Origin of the sequence: Gilvimarinus sp. DA14 (assembly GCF_024204685.1) — a bacterium.
Classification (GTDB): Bacteria; Pseudomonadota; Gammaproteobacteria; order Pseudomonadales; family Cellvibrionaceae; genus Gilvimarinus.
This window is the reverse complement of sequence record NZ_CP100350.1, coordinates 2,308,417-2,331,141: the sequence shown is the minus strand read 5'-3', so window position 1 is coordinate 2,331,141 and position 22,725 is coordinate 2,308,417. Positions and strand designations below refer to the sequence as shown.

Sequence of the window (22,725 nt, the reverse complement as noted above, 5' to 3'; positions counted from 1 at the left end):
CCACATGTTCAGCTTTGCTTAAAAATACATTCAAGCCTGTTAATCCCTGCATTTGCGAGGAACGTAAGTTTAAGTAAGTGTTATTCACAGCTGACCGCTTATTTGTTTCAGCCCGGGTTTTAATGGCTGATCCTAACGGTCAAAATTGTTGCGGGCATCACGCGTAAGCTGACAACCCCAATCTGAGTGTAGGGCCGGACTCCACCGCCCGGTAAGCGGCAATGGGGGCGGGTAAATCCTCTGGGGCGGTATGCTCCGGTTTTAGCGATTCCCAGTAGTCGAGAGCGCTGCGCAAATCGGCAAAGGCAAAGCGGCCATTGTTGGATGGATTGTTGGGTGGGTTGTCTGCGCCGGCTTGAGCACTGGTCCCGCGCTCTGCAATGTTTAGCTCGCGGTATAGCTCGCGCTCAGCGGCAGAACCTTCACCTCCCTCTTCCCGGCCGCGCTGCAGTAATTGCTGCACGGCAATATCCAGAGTGTCCGGATCAAATAAGCCGGCCTCCAGCAGCTCGCCTTCCAGCGGGACTAACGACTCTTTGCTTTCGCCTTTTCTCGCGGATTCGGGCTGATTAACCGGCCGCGCTCGCTCGCTCTGCTGCACGGGTTCGCTGGCTTGAACACGATTCGACACCGGGTTCTGTAGCGAATAGAGGTTGGTGTTAGACAGGTGTGGTAATTTCAAAACAGTGGTTACAGTCGGGCCATGGGTGGCTAATTATTGCACAAGTCACGTGCTGATTCACAGACCGTTTATCGGCCTCTTGCAGCCTGACAGTGGTCGCGTATATTAGCCCGCGAAGTGATTACCTGGGGGTAATGAATGCTACGGCGATTAACCGCAACTCTTCTGTGCTTATTGTGCTTCCACTTCGTCCAGGCCTACGAGCCAAGCCCGCAGGAGCGACAAAACGCGCAGGCAACAGCCCTGCAGTACATCGAGCACCTTAATGCTGGTGAGTATCGCGAAGCCTACGACATGCACAGTGAATTGCTGAATCAGCGCATGGACTATGAACGTTTTGCCAAAAGCCAGGCAGCGTTTAGCGACAATTCCGGTAAAAGTCTGAGCGATACATTGGTAGGTGCCAACTGGCAGTTGGACCCCGCCAAAGCGCCAGCAGAAGGTTTTTACGTTGAGTATGAGTTTGCCTGCGAATATCAGAACGTAACGCCCTGCGAGCAAACGCTGGTTCTCTACTCAGAGCTGGGCGAACGTTTTAGTGTGATGCGCCACAGTAGGAGTTATGTGAATACGCAAACAGGAAAACGTACGGGTAGGTTTATTGCGAAGCCCGGAAATTTTTCACGATTGTGAAAGCGCACGTAAGCCAATTAAATTACCAAAGGGGTCCATTAGCTGGCAGATGACCTGGTTATCTTCTATGTCTAACGGACCTCTATAGAGTTTTGCGCCTAGCGCCGTCAACTTAAGCACGGCCTCTTCCAGATTATCCGTTTTCCAGTAGAGTACGGTGCCGGAAGGTCCGCTGTTTACCTTGTGGTCGACCTGGACAATTTCCAGTGTGATTCCGCCAATCCTCAAGGCGCTAAAGTCGTGCTCGGGCAAGTCAATGACTTCCGCCATGGGAAATGCCTGCTGGTACCATTGAAAGCCAGCGCGCCAATCGGCAACGGGAATTAACAGCGCGCAGGGTTTCATATGTTCTCGCCTTTCTGCACAATAAAATAACTGTGTAGCTCTGGCGGCTGATCAAATTCAAAGTGTTTGATGTGGCAGTTTTCTATATCCGCAAACACCTTCCAGAATCCGTTTACGCCCAGTGATGAGTAATAGACAGCAGGGCCCATATAATCATCGGTATGCTCGCCGGGTTCATCAGTGCCGCCGCAAGAGAAAATAAAAACCCCGTTTGGCTTAAGGCTGTGAGACAGCTTTTCCAGCACAGGTTGCTGTTGCTGCAGGGGAATGTGCCAGATGCTGTCCCAGGCAGTAATAAAATCGTACTGAGCCTGTGGCTGCCATTGGCAAATATCGGCGTGGATAAAGTCGTGGCTGGGTGATTGGGTACGCGCCAACTCAATCTTTTTTTCTGACACATCCAAGCCTGTGTAGCGATAGCCTGCGCCTTGCAGCAAATTGGCAAAGCGGCCGGTACAACCGCAGCCAACATCCAATGCTTGGCCGGTGTTGCTTTTAACAAATTGCAGTGCTTTTTTATGAGCGTCTATACCATTGTTGAGATTAAAGCGCTCGCTTTGCCACAGATGGGTAATGGTATCGTAGGCTTTGCCTATAGCCTCTGGTGGCATATCGTTGTGCACTGTAAGTTCCGTCCTCTTAGCGTCAGCCATCTTATTTTTAGTCAATTTACTATGCCATAATCGCTCAAAGATCACGAGCCCCAAAGCACTGGTGATCCGCTCGCATCACACACTCGTAAGGCTCTATTTAATCGGGAGAATCTGCATGGGTTTGAGCAGGCGACTGGCGCACATTGGAAAGGGTTTTATTGTTATGAGTGTCCTGGCCTGGCTTACCGGTTGCAGTGGTACAGATGTGCTGAATACCTTAGGCCGAGCGCCGCATTACCAAAGCGCAACCGATATTGCCTACGGCCAACACCCGCGACAGACTTTGGATATTTACTCACCCGACAGAGATGCCAACGGCTGCACCGTGATGTTTGTCTATGGTGGTAGCTGGGACAGCGGCAAAAAGGAGCAGTATGGCTTTGTCGGGGCGGCCTTGGCTCGCAAAGGCTACACGGTGATCGTGCCCGATTATCGGTTGTACCCGGAGGTAACCTACCCCGCGTTTGTGCAGGATATCGCCAAGGCCATTGCCAGTGAAAAAGTGCAAAACCTGTTGGCCGGTCAGTCATTGGTTCTCATGGGTCATTCAGCGGGCGCGATGATTGCGGGGTTAATCAGCTACGACCCTCAGTATTTGCAGGCGGAGGGTTTATCCCGCGCGCAGATTGCGCGCTATATTTCTCTGGCCGGGCCGCACGATTATTTTCTGCCCACTGAAAAGCCGCAGTGGACGCGAATATTCGGCAGCGATAAAACTCGCCAGGTGGATGCGTTAACCGTGAACCATGTGCATGCGGATAATCCGCCGACCTTGATTTTGCACGGCGCGGACGATGAAACGGTTACCCCAAAATCTGCAGTATCCCTTGAGCATAAGCTGCAACAGGCAGGCGTTGCAGTAGAGCGCCACACCTATGCAGGTGTGTCTCATGTACAGCTGGTGGCGGCACTGGGGCGACCATTGGGGTTTCTGGCCCCTGCGGCAGAGGATATTGATGCTTACTTAGGGTCGCTGTGCCGCTAGATGAATGGATCAGTTATAGAAGGCGAAGCGACTTAGTCTGTATTTGTCTAAAGTCTGGTTTCCGTCGTAACTGGCTGAAAATTTTCGATTTTTTTAAACCCTTCACGTTTTTCCGCCAGCTTCGCCCTTGTTAATAATCTTATTGTAATACAATATGCCTTATATCCTGAGCCCTGCGTTCAAGATCAAAATACCCCTAATAATGAATAACGAGGTAAACCCTATGTTGCGCCAGCGACTGATTTACGTATCTGGGGCTCTGGCCCTAATGTGCGCCCTGCCGGCTTTGGCCGGAAAGCCGAGCCACAGTCCGACCCCACCCGAGTTCACCGATGCTACGGTGCATGACCCCTCTGTGATTCCCACCGATGGCCAATACTATGTCTTTGGCTCGCATTTAGCAGCGGCTAAAACCCGCGATTGGATGAATTGGGAGCGCTTTGCCGAGGGCGCGAACCCTGAAAACCCGCTGTTTGAAGATGTACACACCGAATTGGCAGACACTTTTGCCTGGGCCGAAACCGATACCCTCTGGGCGGCCGATGTGATTCAGCTCGAGGACGGCCGCTACTACATGTATTACAACGCCAGTCGCGGCGATTCACCGCGCTCGGCCATGGGTATTGCGGTGTCCGATGCCATCGAAGGGCCCTACGAAAATCAGGGTATTTTCTTGCGTTCGGGCATGTGGGGCGAAGCCAGTGAAGATGGCACCATCTACGATGCCCGCATACATCCCAATGTCGTTGACCCCGATGCCTTCTACGATGAACAGGGCAAACTTTGGATGGTTTATGGCTCATATTCTGGCGGTTTGTTTATTTTTGAGATGGACCCCGAGACAGGCTTTCCCTTACCCGGTCAGGGCTATGGCAAGCACTTAATGGGCGGTAATCACAGCCGGATTGAAGCGCCCTATATGCTTTACAGCCCGGATACCGAGTATTACTACTTGTTCACGTCCTTCGGCGGCTTGGCGGCAGACGGCGGATACAATATTCGCGTTGCCCGCTCCCGCACGCCGGACGGCCCCTTCTTTGACGCCCAGGGCAACAACATGGCCGATGTTAAATCGGATCCGGCACTGCCTTTGTTTGACGATGCCAGCATCGAGCCCTATGGCGTGAAAATTATGGGTAACCACCTGTTTACCCGCGAGCTGGGCGAAGTCGGCACGGGCTTGGGTACAGGCTATAAGTCCCCCGGCCACAACAGCGCCTATTACGATGCTGAAACAGGCCGCTATTACCTGATTTTCCACAGCCGCTTCCCGGGCACCGGGGAGCTTCATGAAATACGCACCCACGAGTTCTTCTTTAATGAGGACGGCTGGCCGGTGGTGGCGCCCTACCGCTACGCTGACAACACGGCCGAGCGCAATGGCGGTGGTAAAGCCATGAAAGTGCGCCGCCCGGATGTTGTGGGCGACTACAAGTTTATTCGTCTGAGTAAAACCATTACCGGTGATATGGATGAGTCCGAGTATGTCAGCCTGACCAATAACGGCCGGATTCAAGGTGCTGCCGAGGGCCGTTGGTGGTTTGCGGGCAACAATCGGATAGACCTGGAAATTGATGGCGAAGGATACAGTGGTGTGCTGTCGCATCAGTGGAACCCCACCGCCGAGCGCTACGATGTGACTTTCAGCGCAGCCTCTGAAACCGGCCTGACGGTGTGGGGCAGCCACATGCCGACACGCGATGCAGATGAGCTGATACAGGCCGTGTTGGACGATATCAACTTCTCCAATAACCTACTGCTGGATGATATCCTTCTGCCGACCGAGGCGGCGCGCGGCAGCCAAATTACCTGGGTATCGTCTGCTCCTGAGTGGTTGGCGGCCGACGGTAGCGTCACCCGGCCCGCTCACGGCGAAGGCGATAAAGCGGTGACGCTCACAGCTACCGTCAGCTATCAGGGACAGTCCCAGTCGCGCAGCTACGGGTTTACTGTGCGTCAGCAAACTCCCAATGGCCTGCTGGCTCACTACAGCTTTGACAGTAATTTGAGCGATAGCACCGGACAGGCGGCAGCGGGCCAGGTTAGTGGTGGTCTGATTGATACCGCGGGTGGGGAAATCGGCTATATGACCGGTGTGCAAGGTGACGCCGCTTTGTTCGACGGCGCCAGCGGTGTACGTTTACCCGACGGCTTGATCAGTACCAACGAGTACACCGTGTCTTACTGGCTCAATCCGAGCGAGTTGACTGCCTTTACCACTACCTTCTTTGGTGCCGCTAGCAACGCCAGCTGGGTCAGTGTATTGCCGGTGGGGCACGGCTTTGCCAACGGCAACACCATGGTCTGGTCCGGCCAGGCCTGGTACGACGCGGTCACCGGATTGACCATTCCGGGCGATGCCTGGAGCCATTTGGCGTTTACCGTCAATGAAGGCGCGCTCAACGTCTATGTGGATGGCGTACTGCGCTTTGCTGGAGAAAACTTCCCGGATCTGTTCACCGGGCAAAACGGCATTTTCAGCCTGGGCGTCAACTGGTGGGATGTTCCCTATCAGGGCCTGATGGATGAGTTGAAGGTCTATGAGCAGGCGCTGAGCGCCGAGCAAATTTACGACCTTTACAGCGAGTAATCCCCCTTAGACGGTGGTTTTACCGCATTGAGCAAAAGCCCCGAATCCTCGGGGCTTTTTTATGCCCACAACAAACTCCCGCAGGCTTTGCGGTCGGTTTAGATAGGGAGGTCTGACAGCCTGAGAGGAATATATCGGGAACCCCTGCGTTGGACAACGGGCAAGAAATCCAGGGGCCCCGATACGCTGTTAACGGCGACTTTTATAAAAAGTTAAGCGCCAAGTGAGTAAAAAAGAGCGCTTTAGTTCTTATTTTTCATCGCCTGCTGCAACAGCGCGCCCATACTGCCCATGGAGGCCTGCTGGGGTTTGTTGCCGCCTTGCTTGCGCTGGCCCTGTTTGCCCGGCTGGCGGCGCGGTTTATTGTCACCACCGGTTTTCTCTCCGGGTGTGTCGTCCAAGCGCATCGATAAGCCGATGCGTTTGCGGTCCACATCCACCTCCATCACCTTGGCTTTGACGATATCACCGGCTTTAACCACTTCGCGGGGATCTTTCACGAACGTGTTAGAAAGTGCGGATATATGCACCAAACCGTCTTGGTGAACACCCACATCCACAAAGGCCCCAAAATTGGTCACGTTGGTGACGGTGCCTTCCAGGATCATCCCCGGTTCCAGGTCTTTAATGGTGTCTACGCCCTCTTTAAAGGCGGCGGTGCGAAACTCCGGGCGCGGGTCGCGGCCGGGTTTGTCCAGCTCTTTGAGGATGTCGGTAATGGTGGGTACACCAAATTGCTCGGTAACGTAATCCTGGGCCTTGAGGCTACCTAAAAAGCCCGAGTCGCCCACCAGGCCTTTAACATCACGCTGATTTTTCTCGGCAATGGCCTCTACCACGCTGTAGGTTTCCGGGTGCACCGCCGAGGCGTCCAGTGGGTTGTCGCCGCCGCTGATGCGCAAGAAACCCGCCGCCTGTTCAAAGGTCTTGGCGCCGAAACGGGTCACATCCTTCAGTTGGTTACGGCTGGTAAATGCGCCATTTTTGTCTCTAAATTCAACGATATTGTTGGCAAGTGAAGCGTTTAGGCCCGAAACTCTTGCCAGCAGTGCGGCCGAGGCGGTGTTTACCTCCACACCTACGGCGTTTACACAGTCTTCCACCACCGCGTCCAGCGAGCGGGCCAGCTGGGTTTGCGAGACGTCGTGTTGATACTGGCCCACGCCGATGGATTTGGGGTCGATTTTTACCAGTTCGGCGAGCGGGTCTTGCAGGCGGCGGGCGATGGAAATGGCGCCGCGAATGGTCACATCCAAATCCGGAAACTCTTTAGCGGCAAATTCCGAGGCCGAATAAACCGAGGCGCCGGATTCGTTCACCATTACCGGGCGGGCCTTCAGCTCGGGTTGCTTTTTCAGCATGTCTTTAACGAACTTTTCCGTCTCGCGGCTGGCGGTGCCGTTGCCGATGGCGATCAGCTCGACATCGTATTTTTGGCATAAGTTAGTAAGTACTTTCTCCGCCTCGGCTACCTTATTTTGCGGGGCTGTCGGGAAAATAGCGCCGTGATCCAGCACCTTGCCGGTAGCGTCTACCACTGCCACCTTCACCCCGGTGCGCAGGCCTGGGTCGAGGCCGATGGTGGCCTTTTGTCCGGCGGGGGCGGCCAGCAGCAGATCGTTTAAGTTACTGGCAAATACCTTAATGGCGTCCTCTTCGGCGCGGTCGCGCAGCTCGCCCAACAGGTCAGTTTCCAGATGGGTGAGCAATTTCACCCGCCAGGTCCAGCGCACTACCTCGCCCAGCCATTTGTCGGCGGCGCGTCCTTGATCGCGCAGATCCCAGTGCTCGGCCACCATCACCTCACAGGGGTGAGTGGCGCCCGGCTCCTGCTCGCCCAGGGTAATCGCGATGGTGAGTACGCCTTCGTTGCGGCCGCGGAACATGGCCAGGGCCCGGTGCGAGGGGGTGCTTTTTAGGGCTTCGTCGTGTTCAAAGTAGTCGCGGAATTTTTGTACATCCTGGGATTTATCGTCTTCTTTACCCGTGGCGGCGCGGCTTGAGATCAAGGCCTCACGCTGCAAAAAGCCGCGAAGTTTACCCAAAAGCTCGGCATCTTCGCTAAATTTTTCCATCAAAATGTATTTGGCACCGTCCAATGCGGCCTTGCTGTCGTCAATTTTATGCTCGGCGTTGAGGTACTTGGCGGCCTCGGTTTCAGGCTCCAGAGTGGGGTCTTGCAGCAGAGCATCGGCCAGTGGTTGCAGACCGGCCTCAATCGCAATTTGGCCCTTGGTGCGGCGCTTGGGTTTGTAGGGTAGGTACAAATCCTCCAGCCGGGTTTTGGTGTCGGCGGCGCGAATGTCGTTTTCCAGTTCGGGGGTCAGCTTGTCCTGTTCGGCAATGCTTTTCAGGATGGCCTCACGGCGGTCTTCCATTTCGCGCAAATAGCGCAGTCGCTCTTCCAGGTTGCGCATCTGGGTGTCGTCCAGCCCGCCGGTAACCTCTTTGCGGTAGCGGGAGATAAACGGCACGGTAGCGCCTTCATCCAGCAGCGCCACGGCGGCGTCTACTTGTTGTTCGCGAATACTCAGCTCGTCGGCAATGCGTTGAAAAATACTGCTCATGTAAGTTTCTCTGTTGGACATTTTCGTTCGCCGCACAGCGGTCTCAGGGCCCTTGAGGTCGGGCCCCAGCGCATTATGCGCAAATCGTCGCCCTATTACAGTCTTGAATTGTTCCCCAATCTGTGTCTTTTGCAGCTCGTCACCCTATTGACGAGCAAAGATATGGTGATATAGTTATGTATAACACTATATCGAAGGGCGAGCGGAGTAGGCATGCAGTGGCGCGATGATCAACCCATTTACCGACAGCTATACCAGCGCATGGTGGCGCTGATTGTGGCCGGTGATATAGCGCCCGGCGAAGCCCTGCCTTCGGTACGTCAGGTGGCGGCGGATTATCAGATTAATCATTTGACTGTTGCCAAGGCCTACCAGGCGCTGGTGGATGAGCAGCTGGTAGAAAAGCGTCGCGGCTTGGGCATGTTTGTGCGTGCGGGGGCCGATGTCCGCCTGCGCGAGCGCGAGCGCGAGCAGTTTGTGCAACAGCTGCCAGAGTTGCTGGCCCAGGCCAGGCGCTTGGGGATGGATAAAGAGGCATTAGTAAAGGCCATTAACAGCCTTAAGGAGGAGTCGTGAAGCAAATAATAAAAACCGCAGGGCTCAGCAAACGCTATGGCAAGAAGCGGGTGCTAGAGAAGCTGGATTTACAGGTTGGCGCCGGTAAGATCGTCGGTTTGATTGGACCCAATGGCGCGGGCAAGACGACCTTGCTGCAGTCGCTGCTGGGACTTTGCGTGGCCGATGGTGACATAGATGTATTGGGTTTTGACCCCCGGCGTGAACGGGCAAAAATGTTAGAGCAAGTGTGCTTTATCGCCGATACCGCCACCCTGCCACGCTGGATGACGGTAAAGCAGGCAATTGCCTATGCGGCGGGTGTGCACCCCAACTTTAACGAGCAGCGGGCGCGCGAGTTTCTGGCAAAAACCAAGGTGCCGTTATCCAGTCGTATCCGCAGTTTATCCAAGGGCATGGTGACCCAGGTGCATCTGGCGCTGGTGATGGCTATCAACGCCAAACTGTTGGTGTTGGACGAGCCCACCCTGGGGTTGGATTTGCTCTATCGCCGCACCTTTTACGACGCCCTGCTCAACGATTATTACGACGACGAGAAAACCATTCTTATCACCACCCATCAGGTGGAAGAAGTTGAGCATCTGCTGACCGACGTGATGTTTATTGTCGATGGCGCCATTGTGCTGAACTCCACGCTGGAAGATTTTGAGGCGCGCTTTAGCAAAGTGACTGTGCCCACCGAGCTGCAGCCACAGGCGCAAGCTCTGAACCCTATTGGTGAAATCAAAGCCCTGGGCGCTAAACAGTATCTGTTTGAGGGCGTAGAGCGCACGCAGCTAGAAGCTATGGGTGAGGTGGCGCGCGCGTCTTTAGCTGAAGTGTTTGTGGCCAAAGCGGTCCAGGGAGGTCAGACATGAATCAGGTTATTGCTCAGCTGCGCCGGGAGTATTGGGAAAACCCGGGCCATTTGTTCAAAGTGCCGTTTTGGTTGGCGCTGATTATTATTTTATTTTCGGTTGTGTCCATGCACTCGCTGTTTCAGCACGCGGATGTTTCCATGAATGTGGATGTCGAACTGGACCTGCCCTGGAAAAAGGACGTCGAGATAAAAGGGCAGGGTGGTGGCGAGAGCATTTTGGATAAATTAGCCCATGTGCAATACATCATTTACCTCATTTTTACTGTAGTGGCGTTGATTAATATGGTCAGTTACAGTCTTGCAGCTCTGCTGACGGACCGGCAGGATCGCAGTGTGCTCTTTTTTAAATCCATGCCCGTGTCCGAGTGGCTGGTGGTTGCGACCAAGTTGTTTGTGGCCGTATTGGCAATACCATTGATGTATTGGCTCGCCGCTTTGTTCACAACACTGGTATTCAGCACCTTAACGGTTGCTCTGGGAACAACCTCTTTGTCATTGGATGCTTTTTCTCTTTGGTCCGCCATGGATGCCATGGCCGTAGGTGCTACCAGTTTTGTGTATTTGCTATTGGCGGCGCTGTGGGGGTTGCCGCTATACAGCATGCTGTTGCTGTTTTCGGCCTGGAGCAAAAAACACCCGCTGGGGAACTTGCTGCTGCTTATATTACTGGTGTGGTTTATTGAAAATCTTCTGCTGGGTCAGAGTTATCTGCTGAGTGGCTTGGGTGATTACCTGGAAGGCTTTGCGCTGCAATCTCTGGATGGGCCGTCAGGGCAGGATAATTTTAGTGCGGCAGTACTGGAATTATTCACCCGCCCTGGTTTGTATCTCGGGTGGCTGGTTGCGGCCTTGTCGCTGACGGCTGCGGTGTATTTACGCAATCGCCGCTTTGAAATCTAGGGGGCGAGGATGCGCCATTTGGCTTTGTTCAGTGTCTGTGTGCTGGCCATGTGCAGTGGCGCAGCTCAAGCTTATCCACCACCCTGGCCCGGCGATGCGGTTGGCCTTCTCGAGGTTGAGGTTTGGCGTGGGGCTGGGAATCTGGATTGGCGAAACCTAGGCCTGGAGTGGTTGTCACTGTTACAGCAGTGGCTCGGGCAATTGCTGAGTCAAGTGAGCTTTAACCACTCCAGCGTGGAACTGCCGACCACAGCCTGGCGCGCATCGGCGGATGTGATTTTGCTGCGCGGAGCGCTGTTAAGCCTGGTGTTTAGCGGAGGCATTCTAGTGCTGGCGATCACAGAGGTGTGTAAACCATGAACAAATCCTCAAGCGGTATCTTATTGTTGCTGTGCGCCGTCTGCGTGCGCGCTGAACCTTTAGATGATTTGCACAGCGCTCTAGACCGTTTCAGTCAGCCCGTCAGCGGGCGCTACCAAGTCAGTGCAAAAGTGGTGGAGGCCAACGGCAAGGGCGATGACAAAATCACCCGCGAGGGCTACGCCGAGGTAGAGGCCGTAGATACAGGCGCGAGCTTGAGCATCGCCTACAGCCGCTCGCTACTGGCGCAAATCGATAGCGAAGAACAAGCCAGGCTGGAAAACTCCGATGCGCCCACGCCCGCCATAGAGGGTGTGCACGAACTCTCGGCGCTGCCGGTGCGCGCAGCGGTTCGCGCCGCCGATCAAATTCGCCGGGTAATGGGTGAGGGTGAATACCTGGGCGCCGAGGCAGACGAACTGGACGGGCGCGAGGTAATGCGTTTGGACTTTAGCCTGCCCGAGAGTCGGCTCAGCAAACGCCAGCGCAAATACGTAAAGTCTTACGAGGGTATCTACTCGGTATGGATTCGTGCGGATGGTGTGCCCCTTGCCAGTAGCAGTCGGGTGGATGCCTCGGGGCGTGCCTTTATTTTTATCAGCTTTCACGTAGAAACCGAGTCGCAAAGACGCTACGGGGTAGTCAACGATACCCTGGTTGCGCTTACCGATCGTTACTACCATCTCAGCTATGGTGCTGGAGAGCGATTCGAAAGAGAGATTCAACGCACAGTCACCGCTGTCGATTAGGTTTTGCTGCTCCGCGCGCTTGCGCTACACTTTCGCAAGCATTCGGGAGGGAAAACAATGAAACATTGGTGTACGGCGGTGGTGTTGTGGCTAGTGAGCGCCCTGGCGATGGCGCAACATTCAATACAGGTGCAGGATCAGGTGGCCGCCTATAACCTGCACGACGCGGATAAGTACGCGAGTTATTTTCACGATGATATCGAGGTGTACAACTACCCGGATACCCCTGTGACCTCGGGCAAAGGTGCGTTAATCGCCACCACCAGCCGTACATTTGCCCAGCATGAGCCCACCAGCGAAATACTAAAAGTCATCGAGCTTAACGATAAAGTGATTACCCTGGAGCGCGCCAGCTACAAAGTAAAAGGCACGCGCCAGCAAATGGATGTGGTTAAAATATATCAGTTTCAAGGCGGTTTGATTCGCCGCATGACCTTTATGAATTGAGGCTAACTTTGAGCGATAACGACGAAATATTTTGGAATTTGGTGGATGAGTTCATCCAGCGCGCCAACGAGCGCTGCGATGATGCCGACCCCAGCATGGTCAGCGCGGCCCTGTTGCAGGCCGCCGCGCGTTTTAATGCATTCACCGTAGCCGGTGCATCGGTGGATAGAAAAGAATTTACCGAAGAGATAGAGCCCTCGCTGCGCTATCTGACCAACCAGTATCGGGATTTACTGCGTGACAACCTTGAGGACTACCGGGAAAACTACAAGGTATATATGCGCAGTGACGAAGACGAATAAAGCCTCAGCTTCAGGTCTTGCCGCTCTTTTAGCTCTGTTATCTCCCCATACTCAGGCGTTCGACTGGGCCTCGGCCGTGTGGCAAAACGATTTGTTTATCGGCACAGACGGGGGCTATACCAACGGTTTATTTCTCTCGCTTTACGATTTATCCACCGAGGGCGAGACCCCCTATAAAACACCGCTACTAGCCAAACCCTTGGCGTGGATGCTGCAGCCGTCGGCTAATGCCACCATGTTTAGTGAGCACTCGTTGGGCCAGGCGATGATTACTCCGAGCGATATAACCCAAGCTGTACCTGACCCTGCCGATTCACCCTACGCGGGGCTGTTATTGTATCGGGTAAGCCACGCCGTGGTAGAGGAAGACTTTGCGGATTTGGTGCGCACCACCGCAGGGATAATGGGGCCGGCATCCGGTGCCGAGCGCTCGCAGGAGTTGGTGCATAAAATCACCGGCTCCGATCAGCCCCAGGGCTGGGATTATCAACTTGGCAATAAATTTTTGTTTGCCTTCGAACGCACAGCGGTATGGCGTTATAGCCTGGCCGAGCGCTGGGACACGGTACTGCTGGCGCAGGCCGGTGTCGGCAATTTAGAAAGTACGTTAGGCGCGGGCGCCATCGTGCGTTTTGGCAAAGGTTTGCGCCAGAGTTTTGCTACCACAGCGTTGCAGTATGGCCGGATTAGTGTGCCCATGGCGGTAGAGGGAGGCTGGTATGTCTACGCCGGTTTGGAGGCCGAGTATGTGATTAATCAGATTTTGGTAAACGGCAATAGCTATCGCGATAATGCCGCCGATTATCTCGAGCATGAACAGCTGGCCTCCACCGTCGGCCTCGCCTACAGCTGGGACAGTTTTAGTTTGGCGGTGAGTTACAAAAGCGGTGATTCTTTGGATAAAAATAAATCCAGCAAAGACAGTTTTGGCGCGATCAGTTTGGCGTGGCGATTATGATGCGCGCCTTGCTTGTGGGTTATGTGTGGCCCGAGCCCAATTCATCGGCGGCCGGTGCGCGTATCGCACAGCTATTGGCAAGCTTAAACAGCGCTGGCTACGAAGTGCACTTTGCCTGCGCCGCCGCGCTTAGCGAACATCAACTCGATTTGCAGTCGGTGAATGTTCACGCCCATCAGGTAGCGCTCAACTGCAGCAGTTTTGATCAGTTTGTCGCCGAGTTAAATCCGGCGGTGGTGATTTTTGATCGCTTTGTTACCGAAGAGCAATTTGGTTGGCGTGTGACCAGTGCTTGCCCGGATGCATTGCGGGTTCTGGATACCGAAGATCTGCACAGTTTGCGCGCCGCCCGCGAGGCGCTGTTAAAAGACGCGCTGAAAGTGAATGCCAGTGCCGGGCCGGTGCTCGCAGACGATGCCGAGCTGTATCGCGCCATGCGCGCTAGCGATATGATTTTGCGCGAAGTTGCGGCGATATTTCGCTGCGATCTGACGCTGATGATTTCGGACAAAGAAATTGCCCTGCTTACCCAGTATTTTTCGGTTCCTCCATCGCTTTTGTATCACTTGCCATTTATGGTTGAGCCCGGCCAAAGGCCGGTGCCGGCCTTCGCACGGCGCGAGCATTTTGTCACCATTGGCAACTTTCGCCACGCCCCCAACTGGGATGCGGTGCTTTGGCTAAAGCAGACCATTTGGCCGCAGTTGCGCAAGCAGGCCCCTGAGGCTGAGCTGCATATTTACGGCTCGTACCCGCCCAAAAAAGCGACCCAGTTAAGCAATCCTAAAGAGAGATTTTTGGTCAAGGGTTGGGCTGACGATGCGCAGCAGGTTATTTCTGACGCGCGCGTGCTGTTGGCGCCTCTGCGTTTTGGTGCGGGCATCAAGGGCAAACTGATGGACGCTATGCTGAGCGGCACGCCCAGTGTGGCTACCAGTATCGCCAGTGAAGCCATGGCAGGAAGCAATCCCTGGCCCGGCGTCATTGCCGATTCGGTGGATGAGTTTGTTGCCGGCGCGGTGCAGTTATATCGCGATGGCACACGCTGGCAGTTGGCAGCGCAGCATTGCGACAACTTGCTGCGAGCGCGTTACCTAGCTGAGCACTTATGCCCTGCTTGGCTTGCGCACTTAAACGAGTTGCGACAGAACCTGGCGCAGCACCGCCAGGATAATTTTTTGGGCGCTATGTTTCAGTATCACGCGGCGCGTAGTACCGAATTTATGTCGCGTTGGATAGAGGCAAAAAGTCGCAATCAGACTTCCGATTGATCGGTATCATGCTTTTTCAGTGGCGTGGCAAACTGCAGGATCACGAAGTTTGTTATCGCCAGGACCAGCGCAATTTCGTAGCGACTGTACGCCACTGCAATACCAATGGCACCGGTATTCCAGATGCTCGCCGCGGTAGCCGTGCCTACGGTTTGGTTGTTATGTTTTAAAATTGCACCGCCACCGATAAAACCTATGCCGGTAATAATACCGTACATCACCCGCGCTTCGGCCTCACCGCTGTCGTATACCTGCATGCCCACCAGCATATAGGCACAAGAAGCAATGGCCACCAGTGGAAAGGTGCGTAGCCCCGCGCCCTTGGCCCTGTGCTCGCGGTTAACCGCCATGGGTAGGGCCAGCACTAACGCAATGCCCAACTGAAACAGGTTGGTAATAACATCTTGAATATTTAAATCAAAGTCCATGGCGGCTCCTTAATCGGCCAAATAGTATTCAACGGTGGAGACGACGCGAACTTTTTTGATGTGCGGGTTATTCGCATCGCGGGGATTGATACTAAACTGCCCCTGCGAGGCGCGTTTAATCTTCCCCAAACGGCTGCCTGAGTCGGCCGCGAATTTGTTGGCCACTTCGCGGGCGTTAATGGTGGCCTGTTCAATCATTGCCGGCTTTATATCGTTGAGCCCGGTAAACAGATACTGGGTTTGCGAGTCGTAGTTGCCGGCGGTGAGTACTATGCCTTTTTTACCCAGCTCGGCAAGACCCTGCATGGCGCCGCGCACGGTGTTGATGTCGTGGCTGTATACCGTCACGACAGCGGTTGCCACATAGCGAAATGGGGCGTCCGGGCCGCCGTAAGACTGCGCTGACTTATCGGTAATCACTGGGGCGTTAGCGCTGATGTCCGCCGCATTAATACCGCGTGCCAAGAGATAGTCGCGCACACTCTGGGTGTTCTGCTCCAGGCTGGCGTACAGCTCATCCAGGCTGTTGCTGGCCAGGGTAAAGCTAACCGGCCAGATGACGATATCGGCGGGCACCTCTCGCTCGGCCAGGCCTTTAGCCGTTACCGTGCGTTCATATTCTTTTACCGCTATAGCTGCATCGCGTAAAAAATAACCCAAGATCGCAAAGGCTATAATGGCGCAGAAACCAAAAGCGAGAGCGTTGCGAAGCTGAAATCTTTCCATGGCATGATACCTTCTAACAGGCGTTATCGTGGAATGCTCGACCAGTTACTATACTGCGAAAGTGTTGATTGCGGCTATGTGTGTTAGGCAATTGTTATCACTCGGGAGTGAGTTGTGAGTACAGATAAGGACATAAGCTGGACGCCGGATGCGGAGCTTGAGGGGTTTGAGGTGCAGCCGGTCGAGGTGCAATCCCACGGGCGCCAGTACCGGGCGACTTTGGTGCGAGCTTGTAATAATCCGCGCGTGGCGCATACGGCTATTTTGTATCTGCACGGGTTTACCGACTACTTTTTTCAAACTCATTTGGCGCGCGCCTGTGTGGATGAAGGCTGCGCCTTTTACGCTCTGGATTTGCACGGTTACGGTCGCTCAATGCGCACCGGTGAGCGGGCTAATTACTGCCACAGTATCGAAGAGTATTTTGCCGAGCTAGATGAAGCGGTGCGCCGCATTAAAGCTACAGGCGCAGAGCGGCTGGTTATCAACGCTCATTCCACCGGGGGGTTAGTCAGCTCGCTCTATGCTGATCGTGGTAGTGAGCGTGCGCAGCTTGATGGGTTAATCTTAAACAGTCCGTTTTTCGATTTTGCCCTAAGCGGTGTACAGAGGGTTTTATTGAACGGCTTGGTTTGGCTTGGGCGTTTTTTTCCCACTTGGTCCTATCACCACGGTATGCCTTCGCTCTATGGGCAGAGCATTTATTGCGGCTATCGCGGCGAGTGGGACTATAACTTAACCCTCAAGCCGGTGGTGGGGTTTCCTATTTTTCTCGGCTGGATTCGTGCGGTGGTACTGGCGCAGCGGCAGCTGCAAGCAGGTTTGCATATCGAGTGCCCGGTGCTGGTGTTGCACTCGGCGCGTTCGCTTAAGTTACCCTCTGCCTGGACAGACGAACTCATGGGGACCGATGTGGTGCTGGACGTTGACCATATGCGGCGCTACGGACCGGGGCTGGGGCAGAACGTTAGCCTAGTGGAAATCGAAGGCGGTATGCACGATTTAATCCTCTCGCCCCAGCCTGCGCGCGAGCAGGTGATTCACGCCATGTTTCGTTGGCTAGGGCAGGTGAGCCGCCCGGAAAAGCTGATGCCTTAGCAACCCCGCCTCTTATTGAAGCTTTTGCAGTAACAGGTTGCCTGTCGCGTCGACCTCCATTTGCCAGCCCGCCGCTACCAGCGTGGTGGAGACGGTTTCGCAAATCAGCACCGGCCCCTGCAGCTTGGTTCCGGCTCCCAATTGATCGCGCTGGTAGACTGGGGTCTCACCCAGCTCCGGCAGGTGCAGGGTTTCCAGCGCGCGCGCCGGTTGGCTGGGTAATTGGGGTAACTGGATAGAATGGCTCGGCGCTTCGCACTTGACCCGAACATTGACCAACTCTACCGGAATATCCAGTCGGTGCCCGTATCGGGTGGCGTGGGCCTGATGAAAGGCCTCGGCGGCGTTTGCTAAACCTGTGTAGGGAATGTTCAGGCAGAAGCTTTGGCCCTGGTAGCGCAAGTCCAGGCTGGAGTGGGTGCTAATGCTCTCTTGCGCCACCGCCTCGGCGATCAGCTGTTGTTCGCCAGAATGCGCCAGAGCCGCTAGTTCGTGCTGCAATTGTGCCTCGCTACAAGCGGCCAGAGGTGTTTGTAGCGAGCGCGACAACTGCCTTTCGGGGTTGGCTACCAGCATCCCCAAGGCTGACAATACCCCGCCGTGCACCGGCACCAGTGCCCGTGTCATACCCAAAGCTTCGGCCAGGGCACATACATGCAGACCCCCTGCACCGCCAAAGCAGCACAGACGGAAATCCGCCGGGTTGTAACCGCGCTGCACGGATATCACCCGTAGCGCAGCTGCCATATGTTCGTTGGCCAGGCGAATCACGCCGAGTGCCGTATCCATGGTGGAAAGACCCAGCTGCGCGGCCAAGGTTTCTATCGCATCAGCGGCTGAGGCAGTGTCCAGGCTCATGGCGCCGCCTAAAAAATAATCCGGATGCAAGCGGCCCAAATAGGCATTGGCGTCGGTAACCGTCACCCGGGTGCCGCCCTGGCCATAGCAGGCGGGGCCGGGGGTGGCTCCGGCGGATTCGGGGCCGACTTGCAGCAGACCCCCGGCATCCATTTGCGCGATAGAGCCGCCGCCTGCGCCGATGGTGTGCATATCCACCATGGGCACGGCCACTGGGTAAGGCCCGAGCTTGCCTTGATTGGTGAGTTTGAGCTCGCCGTCAATCATGGCGACATCGGTAGAGGTGCCGCCCATATCAAAGGTCAGTAGCTTTTCCGGTGCACCGGCTGCGCCCAGCTTCTCGGCAAAAAACTTGGCCGCCGCCAGACCACCGGCCGGGCCGGATAAAAGCAGATTGACCGCCCGCTCCGCAGCCTGCGCCGCATCGATGGTGCCGCCGGAAGATTGCATAACCCCCAATGGGCTGGGGGCCACACCGGCGGCCAGACGGTTTAGGTATCCCTGTACCTTGGGGCCCAAGTAGGCGTTTAACCAAGTGGCCATACCGCGTTCGTATTCACCATACTCGGGGAGCACCTTGGACGAGCAGCTGACAAAAACGTCGGCCGGGCAGGCGGCGGCCAGGGCTTTTTCATCGTCGTCGTTAATAAACGAATAGAGTAGGTTAATCGCTACGGCGGCGGGTTTACGCTCGGCGATAACCCGCTGCAATTGTTCGATATCCGTCTCGCCGAGCTCGCTCACCCGTGAGCCATCCGCCGCCAGGCGGGCATTGACCTCGACACAGTCTTGCCGCGCAACCGGGTTGTCTCTGGGGGCTGGGGTTAGGTTGTAGAGCTGGTCGCGGGTTTGGCGGCCGATACTGAGGACATCGGCCAGGCCGCTGTTGGTCACGTATAAAGTGTGCACGCCTTTGCGCTCCAGCGCGGCATTGGTGGCAACGGTGCTGCCGTGCACAATAGTTAGCTCGCCGGCGCGGGCCGCTGCCGTGAGGCCCATGGCGGCAATGCCCTCAATAATCGCGCGCTCGGGGGCATCCGGGGTCGACAGGCGCTTGTGCACGCGAAGTGCAGCGCCGTCCAGTAAAACAAAATCGGTAAATGTGCCGCCCGTATCTACACCCAGTAACATCAGCTTCGCCCGGTTATTGCAAAAGCGCCATTGTAAGCGCCAGCAAAGACGAGGGACAGGGGCTACAATAGCGCTTTTGCGCGAGCCCTGTATGCCTGAATTACCCGAAGTTGAAACCACCAAGCGCGGCATTGCGCCGCACATCAATGGCAAAAAAGTGCGCCAGGTGACTGTGCGGCAGCCCAGCTTGCGCTGGCCGGTAACCGATGGGTTGGACGATATTCTGCGCGGCAAGCAGTTGCAAACGGTGGGGCGGCGCGGCAAGTACCTGTTGCTGGGGTATAACCACGGCGTTTTGCTGGTTCACCTGGGTATGTCAGGCAGCTTGCGCATAGTGCCGCCAAATACTGCCCCCGAGCTGCACGATCACGTTGATATTGAGTTCACTGGGGCGGTATTGCGCTATCACGACCCGCGCCGGTTTGGCTCAATTCTCTGGCACCCAGGTGACCCTTTCACCCATCCGCTGCTGGCAAGCCTTGGGCCCGAACCCCTAAGCGACGAATTTAACCCCGAATACCTGTTCGTTCGCTCGCGCAAACGCAAACAGACGGTAAAACAATTTTTAATGGACAGCAAAGTCGTGGTGGGGGTGGGGAACATCTACGCCAACGAAGCGCTGTTTATGGCGGGTATAAAGCCTATCCGCAAAGCCGGTACCCTGAGCCGTAAGCAATGTGAATTGCTGTGGGAGAAAATTCAGTTTGTGCTGCAAAGGTCCATTGAGCAGGGGGGCACTACTCTGCGAGACTTTGTCGGCGGCGACGGTAAACCCGGATACTTTAAACAGCAACTGATGGTGTACGGCCGTGGCGGGCAGCCCTGTGCGGTGTGTCACAAACCGCTTAAGGAGATCCAGCTGGGGCAGCGCGCCACCGTCTACTGTACAGTGTGCCAAAGTTAACGCTATCAGAAACACGCGCATTTTTGTGCTATAACACCCCTTCATTTTTTATAAGGAAAAGGACGATGAAAAAACTACTCGCAACCGCCGCTTTGGTACTTTGCAGTGGCGCCCAAGCCGAGCCCGTTTACGAACTAATGGATTTAATTGGAAGTAAAGATCAGCTAAATCAGATGTCGGGGCAAATGGTGAATATGATGGTGCAGGCCAACCCGGCGCTGGCGCCTTATCAGGATGTAATTGGCCAGTGGTCAGAGAAATACTTCACCTGGGATGCCATGAAAGACGACATGGTGGTGATTTACAAAAAGTATTTTACCGATGCAGAAATTGAAAAACTGATTGAATTCTATAGCAGTCCGGTGGGCAAAAAAGCCATCGAAGTTATGCCGCAGTTATTCCAAGAGGGCAGCCAGGTAGGCATGCGCATCGCCCAGGAGCATCAGGCTGAGTTGATGCAGATGCTGGAAGACGCTAAGGCGGAAAATGAGGCAGAAGCGGCCGAATAATTTTATAGTAGGAGGTAGAGGTGACAGGGATGTTTAAGGACTATTCAATAATAAATAATGGATTTGCCATGAATTTTCGCAACACTATTTTACTCTTGTTAGTGCTCTTTCTGGCTGCTTGCGCCCAGCCTGAGCCCCAGTCGCAACAGGATTTTTCGCTCTCAGAAGACTCAGTGCCTTGGACTTTAGCTGCCATGTCGCAGCCGGGTACAATTGAAATGCAAATTAGTCCGTCTTTTGAGTCCTACACCGTATTGCAATTTTTAGAGTCTAGTCAGATTGACGGTAGAAAATTTCCGGTCGCAGTGCTGGCCTTTTCAGGCGAGCACTGCCGCGATGGCTACGAGTTGGTTCTATCTCATAAAACTGAAGAGTCCGGCACCCTGTACACACGCTCTGACGTCTTGCCCTGGAACCGACCGGTTGATTTGGTAATTTCCTGGGACTCGCCTTCGGGCTTAACCCTCTCTGCTGGCGACTTTGAAACAACTGTAGAGCTTACCGATATGCCGGACGAGCTGGTGTTAGCTACCTCGAAAGGCTCGGCTGAAGTGGGCTATATCCACTTTAAGAGCAGTAAGTAATCAAGGAGGATTTATGAACATAAAAGCAGTATCAGCAGTGGCGTTGGTCTTTAGCTTGTTATCTGCCTCAGTACAAGCAGATTTTAAGCTGGGGGCTATGTACTACGAGCAAGGCGATATGCAAAAAGCCTACGAAGAGTTCAAACTGGCCTCGGCATACGGCGATAAAGACGCTCAGTTTAATATTGCCGCTATGTATTTTCGCGGCCAGCATCTCGATAAGGATCTGGTAAAAAGCTACGCTTGGTTTGCGCTATCTGGCGCGACAGGTCATCCGCAAGGCAGCGAATTATCCGACAAAGTCTATAATCGGTTATCTGCCGAACAAAAAGCTCAGGCTGATAAAGAGAAGAATAAGCTGCTATCGCAATATTCAAAAGAGAATATTATCAACTCACTGTCGCCCGAATTAAGTCTGGGCGCCGCCGTTAGCGAACCCTATAAAGTGTTACGACGCAAAGCGCCGGAGTATCCCCGAAATATGGCCAGACGGGGTAAAACAGGCTGGGTTGATGTCATGTACACCATCGCCGAAGATGGAACGACGCGTGATCATACGGTGCTATATAGCAACGAAAAAGGTTTTGATAATGCCGCTATTGAAGCGACGCGAGCATCCCTGTATGAACCGCGCACAGTGAATGGTAAACCGGTAGTAACCCCGGGCGTTCGTATTCGCATGGTGTTTCAATTGGCTGGCAATTATTTAGTGGCATCAAAATTAGAGGAACTATTGGCGGAGCAAAAGCAGCAGGCGGAAACTGGTGATGCCTCCGAACAGTTTGTTTACGGCTACACCCTGGGTGCCGCCAGTTCCTTTACCGACGGGTTAACTAATCGCTTCGGCGAGGAAGTAGAAATCCAAGGTTTTAAAGAAAACGCCAACACCTGGTTTGAGAAGGCAGCAGCTAACGACAATGCATCCGCGGCTTACTTTCTGGGGCTGAACACACTTCAGGGGCGCTACTGTGAAAGAGATACCTACAAAAGCGCCGGTTGGCTCTATCGCGCCGCAATGCTCGGTAACGCGGATGCCAAATACGCACTGGCCATCGAGTATATGGGGGGCGCCTCATTTCCCAAAGATGAAACCAAAGGGCTGTATTGGTTAAGTGAAGCGGCGCAAAGCCTACCGGAAGCTAAACTGCGCTATGCAGCTTACCTGGCAAGATCTGAAAATAACAATCAGGACGCTATTGCAAAGGCGCGCGAATACTTCTCACAAGTACCGGAAGATCATGCAGATCGGTTGACCTATTACGAAGTCGCCGCCGCAGTTGCTTCAGCAGAGGGTGATCTAGCCAGCGCAAAAAACTGGCAGGAGAAAGCCGTAAAAGAGGCAGAATCCCTGGACCTACCTCTCGAAAGATACAAAAGCACTTTGAGTAATTACGAGAAATCGATAAAAAATAATAAGTCGGCATAAGTTGGAAAATTTTGAGTTTCGCCCTTGCTTGAGCGAGCGAACTTTGGGCAGCGGGCTTAACTCAGTATATCGATTGTCACTTCACTATGCGTAAAGTTTAAAACTTGATAGGAGATGCAGATGGCAAGGATACCGCACCTGATTGTTACACCCTTGCTGAAATTCCCACACCATAGAAACTCAT

The 22,725-nt window shown here is 54.4% G+C and carries 24 protein-coding genes; 17 read left to right on the top strand and 7 right to left on the bottom strand.

From position 1 onward, the window contains the following. Positions 1–157: 157 nt before the first annotated feature. Positions 158–631: a hypothetical protein gene (locus NHM04_RS10265; protein ID WP_254263703.1), complete on the bottom strand. Its 474-nt coding sequence runs from the start codon at positions 629–631 to the stop codon at positions 158–160. A 189-nt stretch (positions 632–820) separates the two neighbouring features. Here NHM04_RS10265 and NHM04_RS10260 point away from each other — a divergent pair, with 189 nt between their 5' ends. After that, positions 821–1,315, top strand: a complete 495-nt coding sequence (locus NHM04_RS10260; RefSeq protein WP_254263702.1) for a DUF4019 domain-containing protein — start codon at positions 821–823, stop codon at positions 1,313–1,315. On the opposite strand, the gene NHM04_RS10255 is transcribed toward NHM04_RS10260, so the two are convergent. Both NHM04_RS10255 and NHM04_RS10250 read right to left on the bottom strand, forming a co-directional pair. Next, complete coding sequence (locus NHM04_RS10255) at positions 1,304–1,660, bottom strand: VOC family protein (protein WP_254263701.1); 357 nt, start codon at positions 1,658–1,660, stop codon at positions 1,304–1,306. The two genes, NHM04_RS10260 and NHM04_RS10255, sit on opposite strands and share 12 nt — an antisense overlap. Next, positions 1,657–2,283 carry a trans-aconitate 2-methyltransferase gene (locus NHM04_RS10250; protein WP_254263700.1) on the bottom strand — a complete coding sequence of 209 codons (627 nt, stop codon included), beginning with the start codon at positions 2,281–2,283 and terminating at the stop codon, positions 1,657–1,659. The genes NHM04_RS10255 and NHM04_RS10250 overlap by 4 nt, the downstream gene beginning before the upstream one ends. A 145-nt stretch (positions 2,284–2,428) precedes the next feature. Here NHM04_RS10250 and NHM04_RS10245 point away from each other — a divergent pair, with 145 nt between their 5' ends. Both NHM04_RS10245 and NHM04_RS17375 read left to right on the top strand, forming a co-directional pair. Continuing rightward, positions 2,429–3,298 carry an alpha/beta hydrolase gene (locus tag NHM04_RS10245; protein ID WP_254263699.1) on the top strand — a complete coding sequence of 290 codons (870 nt, stop codon included), beginning with the start codon at positions 2,429–2,431 and terminating at the stop codon, positions 3,296–3,298. A gap of 223 nt (positions 3,299–3,521) precedes the next feature. Next, the gene (locus tag NHM04_RS17375) at positions 3,522–5,888 is read left to right on the top strand and encodes a LamG-like jellyroll fold domain-containing protein (RefSeq protein WP_305881939.1); all 2,367 of its coding nucleotides are present in this window, start codon (positions 3,522–3,524) and stop codon (positions 5,886–5,888) included. A gap of 242 nt (positions 5,889–6,130) precedes the next feature. Here NHM04_RS17375 and NHM04_RS10230 read toward each other — a convergent pair whose 3' ends face one another. After that, on the bottom strand, positions 6,131–8,455 hold the full coding sequence (locus NHM04_RS10230; RefSeq protein ID WP_254263698.1) for a Tex family protein: 2,325 nt from the start codon (positions 8,453–8,455) through the stop codon (positions 6,131–6,133). 213 nt (positions 8,456–8,668) lie between these two features. Between NHM04_RS10230 and NHM04_RS10225 the strand changes: the two genes are divergently transcribed. Genes NHM04_RS10225 through NHM04_RS10185 form a run of 9 tightly spaced genes read left to right on the top strand, consistent with a single transcriptional unit; the run spans position 8,669 to position 14,877 of the window. Next, entirely contained in the window at positions 8,669–9,031 is a 363-nt protein-coding gene (locus tag NHM04_RS10225) for a GntR family transcriptional regulator (protein WP_254263697.1), read from the top strand. Continuing rightward, a complete protein-coding gene (locus NHM04_RS10220) occupies positions 9,028–9,888 on the top strand; it encodes an ABC transporter ATP-binding protein (protein ID WP_254263696.1) in 861 nt (286 codons plus the stop codon). Before NHM04_RS10225 ends, NHM04_RS10220 begins: the two co-directional genes overlap by 4 nt. Then, positions 9,885–10,790 carry a hypothetical protein gene (locus tag NHM04_RS10215; RefSeq protein WP_254263695.1) on the top strand — a complete coding sequence of 302 codons (906 nt, stop codon included), beginning with the start codon at positions 9,885–9,887 and terminating at the stop codon, positions 10,788–10,790. The genes NHM04_RS10220 and NHM04_RS10215 overlap by 4 nt, the downstream gene beginning before the upstream one ends. A 9-nt stretch (positions 10,791–10,799) precedes the next feature. Further along, positions 10,800–11,150: a hypothetical protein gene (locus NHM04_RS10210; RefSeq protein ID WP_254263694.1), complete on the top strand. Its 351-nt coding sequence runs from the start codon at positions 10,800–10,802 to the stop codon at positions 11,148–11,150. Further along, positions 11,147–11,899, top strand: coding sequence for a hypothetical protein (locus NHM04_RS10205; RefSeq protein WP_254263693.1), 753 nt, complete (start codon positions 11,147–11,149; stop codon positions 11,897–11,899). Before NHM04_RS10210 ends, NHM04_RS10205 begins: the two co-directional genes overlap by 4 nt. Before the next feature lie 57 nt (positions 11,900–11,956). Next, complete coding sequence (locus tag NHM04_RS10200) at positions 11,957–12,346, top strand: nuclear transport factor 2 family protein (protein ID WP_254263692.1); 390 nt, start codon at positions 11,957–11,959, stop codon at positions 12,344–12,346. Between the two features lie 8 nt (positions 12,347–12,354). After that, a complete protein-coding gene (locus NHM04_RS10195; RefSeq protein WP_254263691.1) occupies positions 12,355–12,648 on the top strand; it encodes a DUF3144 domain-containing protein in 294 nt (97 codons plus the stop codon). After that, positions 12,632–13,606 carry a lipid A deacylase LpxR family protein gene (locus tag NHM04_RS10190; RefSeq protein ID WP_254263690.1) on the top strand — a complete coding sequence of 325 codons (975 nt, stop codon included), beginning with the start codon at positions 12,632–12,634 and terminating at the stop codon, positions 13,604–13,606. The genes NHM04_RS10195 and NHM04_RS10190 overlap by 17 nt, the downstream gene beginning before the upstream one ends. Next, on the top strand, positions 13,603–14,877 hold the full coding sequence (locus NHM04_RS10185; protein WP_254263689.1) for a glycosyltransferase: 1,275 nt from the start codon (positions 13,603–13,605) through the stop codon (positions 14,875–14,877). The genes NHM04_RS10190 and NHM04_RS10185 overlap by 4 nt, the downstream gene beginning before the upstream one ends. On the opposite strand, the gene NHM04_RS10180 is transcribed toward NHM04_RS10185, so the two are convergent. Continuing rightward, positions 14,862–15,305, bottom strand: a complete 444-nt coding sequence (locus tag NHM04_RS10180; RefSeq protein ID WP_254263688.1) for an MgtC/SapB family protein — start codon at positions 15,303–15,305, stop codon at positions 14,862–14,864. The genes NHM04_RS10185 and NHM04_RS10180 overlap by 16 nt on opposite strands. Positions 15,306–15,314: 9 nt before the next feature. Continuing rightward, entirely contained in the window at positions 15,315–16,031 is a 717-nt protein-coding gene (locus tag NHM04_RS10175) for an SIMPL domain-containing protein (protein ID WP_254263687.1), read from the bottom strand. Between the two features lie 114 nt (positions 16,032–16,145). On the opposite strand from NHM04_RS10175, the gene NHM04_RS10170 reads away from it, so the two are divergent. Next, positions 16,146–17,129, top strand: a complete 984-nt coding sequence (locus NHM04_RS10170; RefSeq protein ID WP_254263686.1) for an alpha/beta hydrolase — start codon at positions 16,146–16,148, stop codon at positions 17,127–17,129. A 12-nt stretch (positions 17,130–17,141) separates the two neighbouring features. On the opposite strand, the gene NHM04_RS10165 is transcribed toward NHM04_RS10170, so the two are convergent. Next, positions 17,142–19,118, bottom strand: coding sequence for a hydantoinase/oxoprolinase family protein (locus NHM04_RS10165; RefSeq protein WP_254263685.1), 1,977 nt, complete (start codon positions 19,116–19,118; stop codon positions 17,142–17,144). A 91-nt stretch (positions 19,119–19,209) separates the two neighbouring features. Between NHM04_RS10165 and mutM the strand changes: the two genes are divergently transcribed. From mutM to NHM04_RS10145, 4 genes are all read left to right on the top strand, one after another. Then, the gene (gene mutM, locus NHM04_RS10160; RefSeq protein WP_254263684.1) at positions 19,210–20,022 is read left to right on the top strand and encodes a bifunctional DNA-formamidopyrimidine glycosylase/DNA-(apurinic or apyrimidinic site) lyase; all 813 of its coding nucleotides are present in this window, start codon (positions 19,210–19,212) and stop codon (positions 20,020–20,022) included. Positions 20,023–20,087: 65 nt separating this feature from the next. Further along, complete coding sequence (locus NHM04_RS10155) at positions 20,088–20,531, top strand: DUF2059 domain-containing protein (protein ID WP_254263683.1); 444 nt, start codon at positions 20,088–20,090, stop codon at positions 20,529–20,531. Positions 20,532–20,599: 68 nt separating this feature from the next. Further along, positions 20,600–21,115, top strand: coding sequence for a hypothetical protein (locus NHM04_RS10150; protein WP_254263682.1), 516 nt, complete (start codon positions 20,600–20,602; stop codon positions 21,113–21,115). 13 nt (positions 21,116–21,128) lie between these two features. Next, positions 21,129–22,541 (top strand): TonB family protein, encoded by a 1,413-nt coding sequence (locus NHM04_RS10145; protein WP_254263681.1) that lies wholly within the window; start codon positions 21,129–21,131, stop codon positions 22,539–22,541. Positions 22,542–22,725 lie beyond the last annotated feature (184 nt).

Coding starts and splice junctions, on each gene's coding strand:
- NHM04_RS10260 (WP_254263702.1), top strand. CDS start 821: ATGCTACGGCGATTAACCGCAACTCTTCTGTGCTTATTGTGCTTCCAC.
- NHM04_RS10255 (WP_254263701.1), bottom strand. CDS start 1,660: ATGAAACCCTGCGCGCTGTTAATTCCCGTTGCCGATTGGCGCGCTGGC.
- NHM04_RS10245 (WP_254263699.1), top strand. CDS start 2,429: ATGGGTTTGAGCAGGCGACTGGCGCACATTGGAAAGGGTTTTATTGTT.
- NHM04_RS17375 (WP_305881939.1), top strand. CDS start 3,522: ATGTTGCGCCAGCGACTGATTTACGTATCTGGGGCTCTGGCCCTAATG.
- NHM04_RS10230 (WP_254263698.1), bottom strand. CDS start 8,455: ATGAGCAGTATTTTTCAACGCATTGCCGACGAGCTGAGTATTCGCGAA.
- NHM04_RS10225 (WP_254263697.1), top strand. CDS start 8,669: ATGCAGTGGCGCGATGATCAACCCATTTACCGACAGCTATACCAGCGC.
- NHM04_RS10215 (WP_254263695.1), top strand. CDS start 9,885: ATGAATCAGGTTATTGCTCAGCTGCGCCGGGAGTATTGGGAAAACCCG.
- NHM04_RS10210 (WP_254263694.1), top strand. CDS start 10,800: ATGCGCCATTTGGCTTTGTTCAGTGTCTGTGTGCTGGCCATGTGCAGT.
- NHM04_RS10205 (WP_254263693.1), top strand. CDS start 11,147: ATGAACAAATCCTCAAGCGGTATCTTATTGTTGCTGTGCGCCGTCTGC.
- NHM04_RS10200 (WP_254263692.1), top strand. CDS start 11,957: ATGAAACATTGGTGTACGGCGGTGGTGTTGTGGCTAGTGAGCGCCCTG.
- NHM04_RS10185 (WP_254263689.1), top strand. CDS start 13,603: ATGATGCGCGCCTTGCTTGTGGGTTATGTGTGGCCCGAGCCCAATTCA.
- NHM04_RS10180 (WP_254263688.1), bottom strand. CDS start 15,305: ATGGACTTTGATTTAAATATTCAAGATGTTATTACCAACCTGTTTCAG.
- NHM04_RS10175 (WP_254263687.1), bottom strand. CDS start 16,031: ATGGAAAGATTTCAGCTTCGCAACGCTCTCGCTTTTGGTTTCTGCGCC.
- NHM04_RS10165 (WP_254263685.1), bottom strand. CDS start 19,118: ATGTTACTGGGTGTAGATACGGGCGGCACATTTACCGATTTTGTTTTA.
- mutM (WP_254263684.1), top strand. CDS start 19,210: ATGCCTGAATTACCCGAAGTTGAAACCACCAAGCGCGGCATTGCGCCG.
- NHM04_RS10155 (WP_254263683.1), top strand. CDS start 20,088: ATGAAAAAACTACTCGCAACCGCCGCTTTGGTACTTTGCAGTGGCGCC.
- NHM04_RS10150 (WP_254263682.1), top strand. CDS start 20,600: ATGAATTTTCGCAACACTATTTTACTCTTGTTAGTGCTCTTTCTGGCT.
- NHM04_RS10145 (WP_254263681.1), top strand. CDS start 21,129: ATGAACATAAAAGCAGTATCAGCAGTGGCGTTGGTCTTTAGCTTGTTA.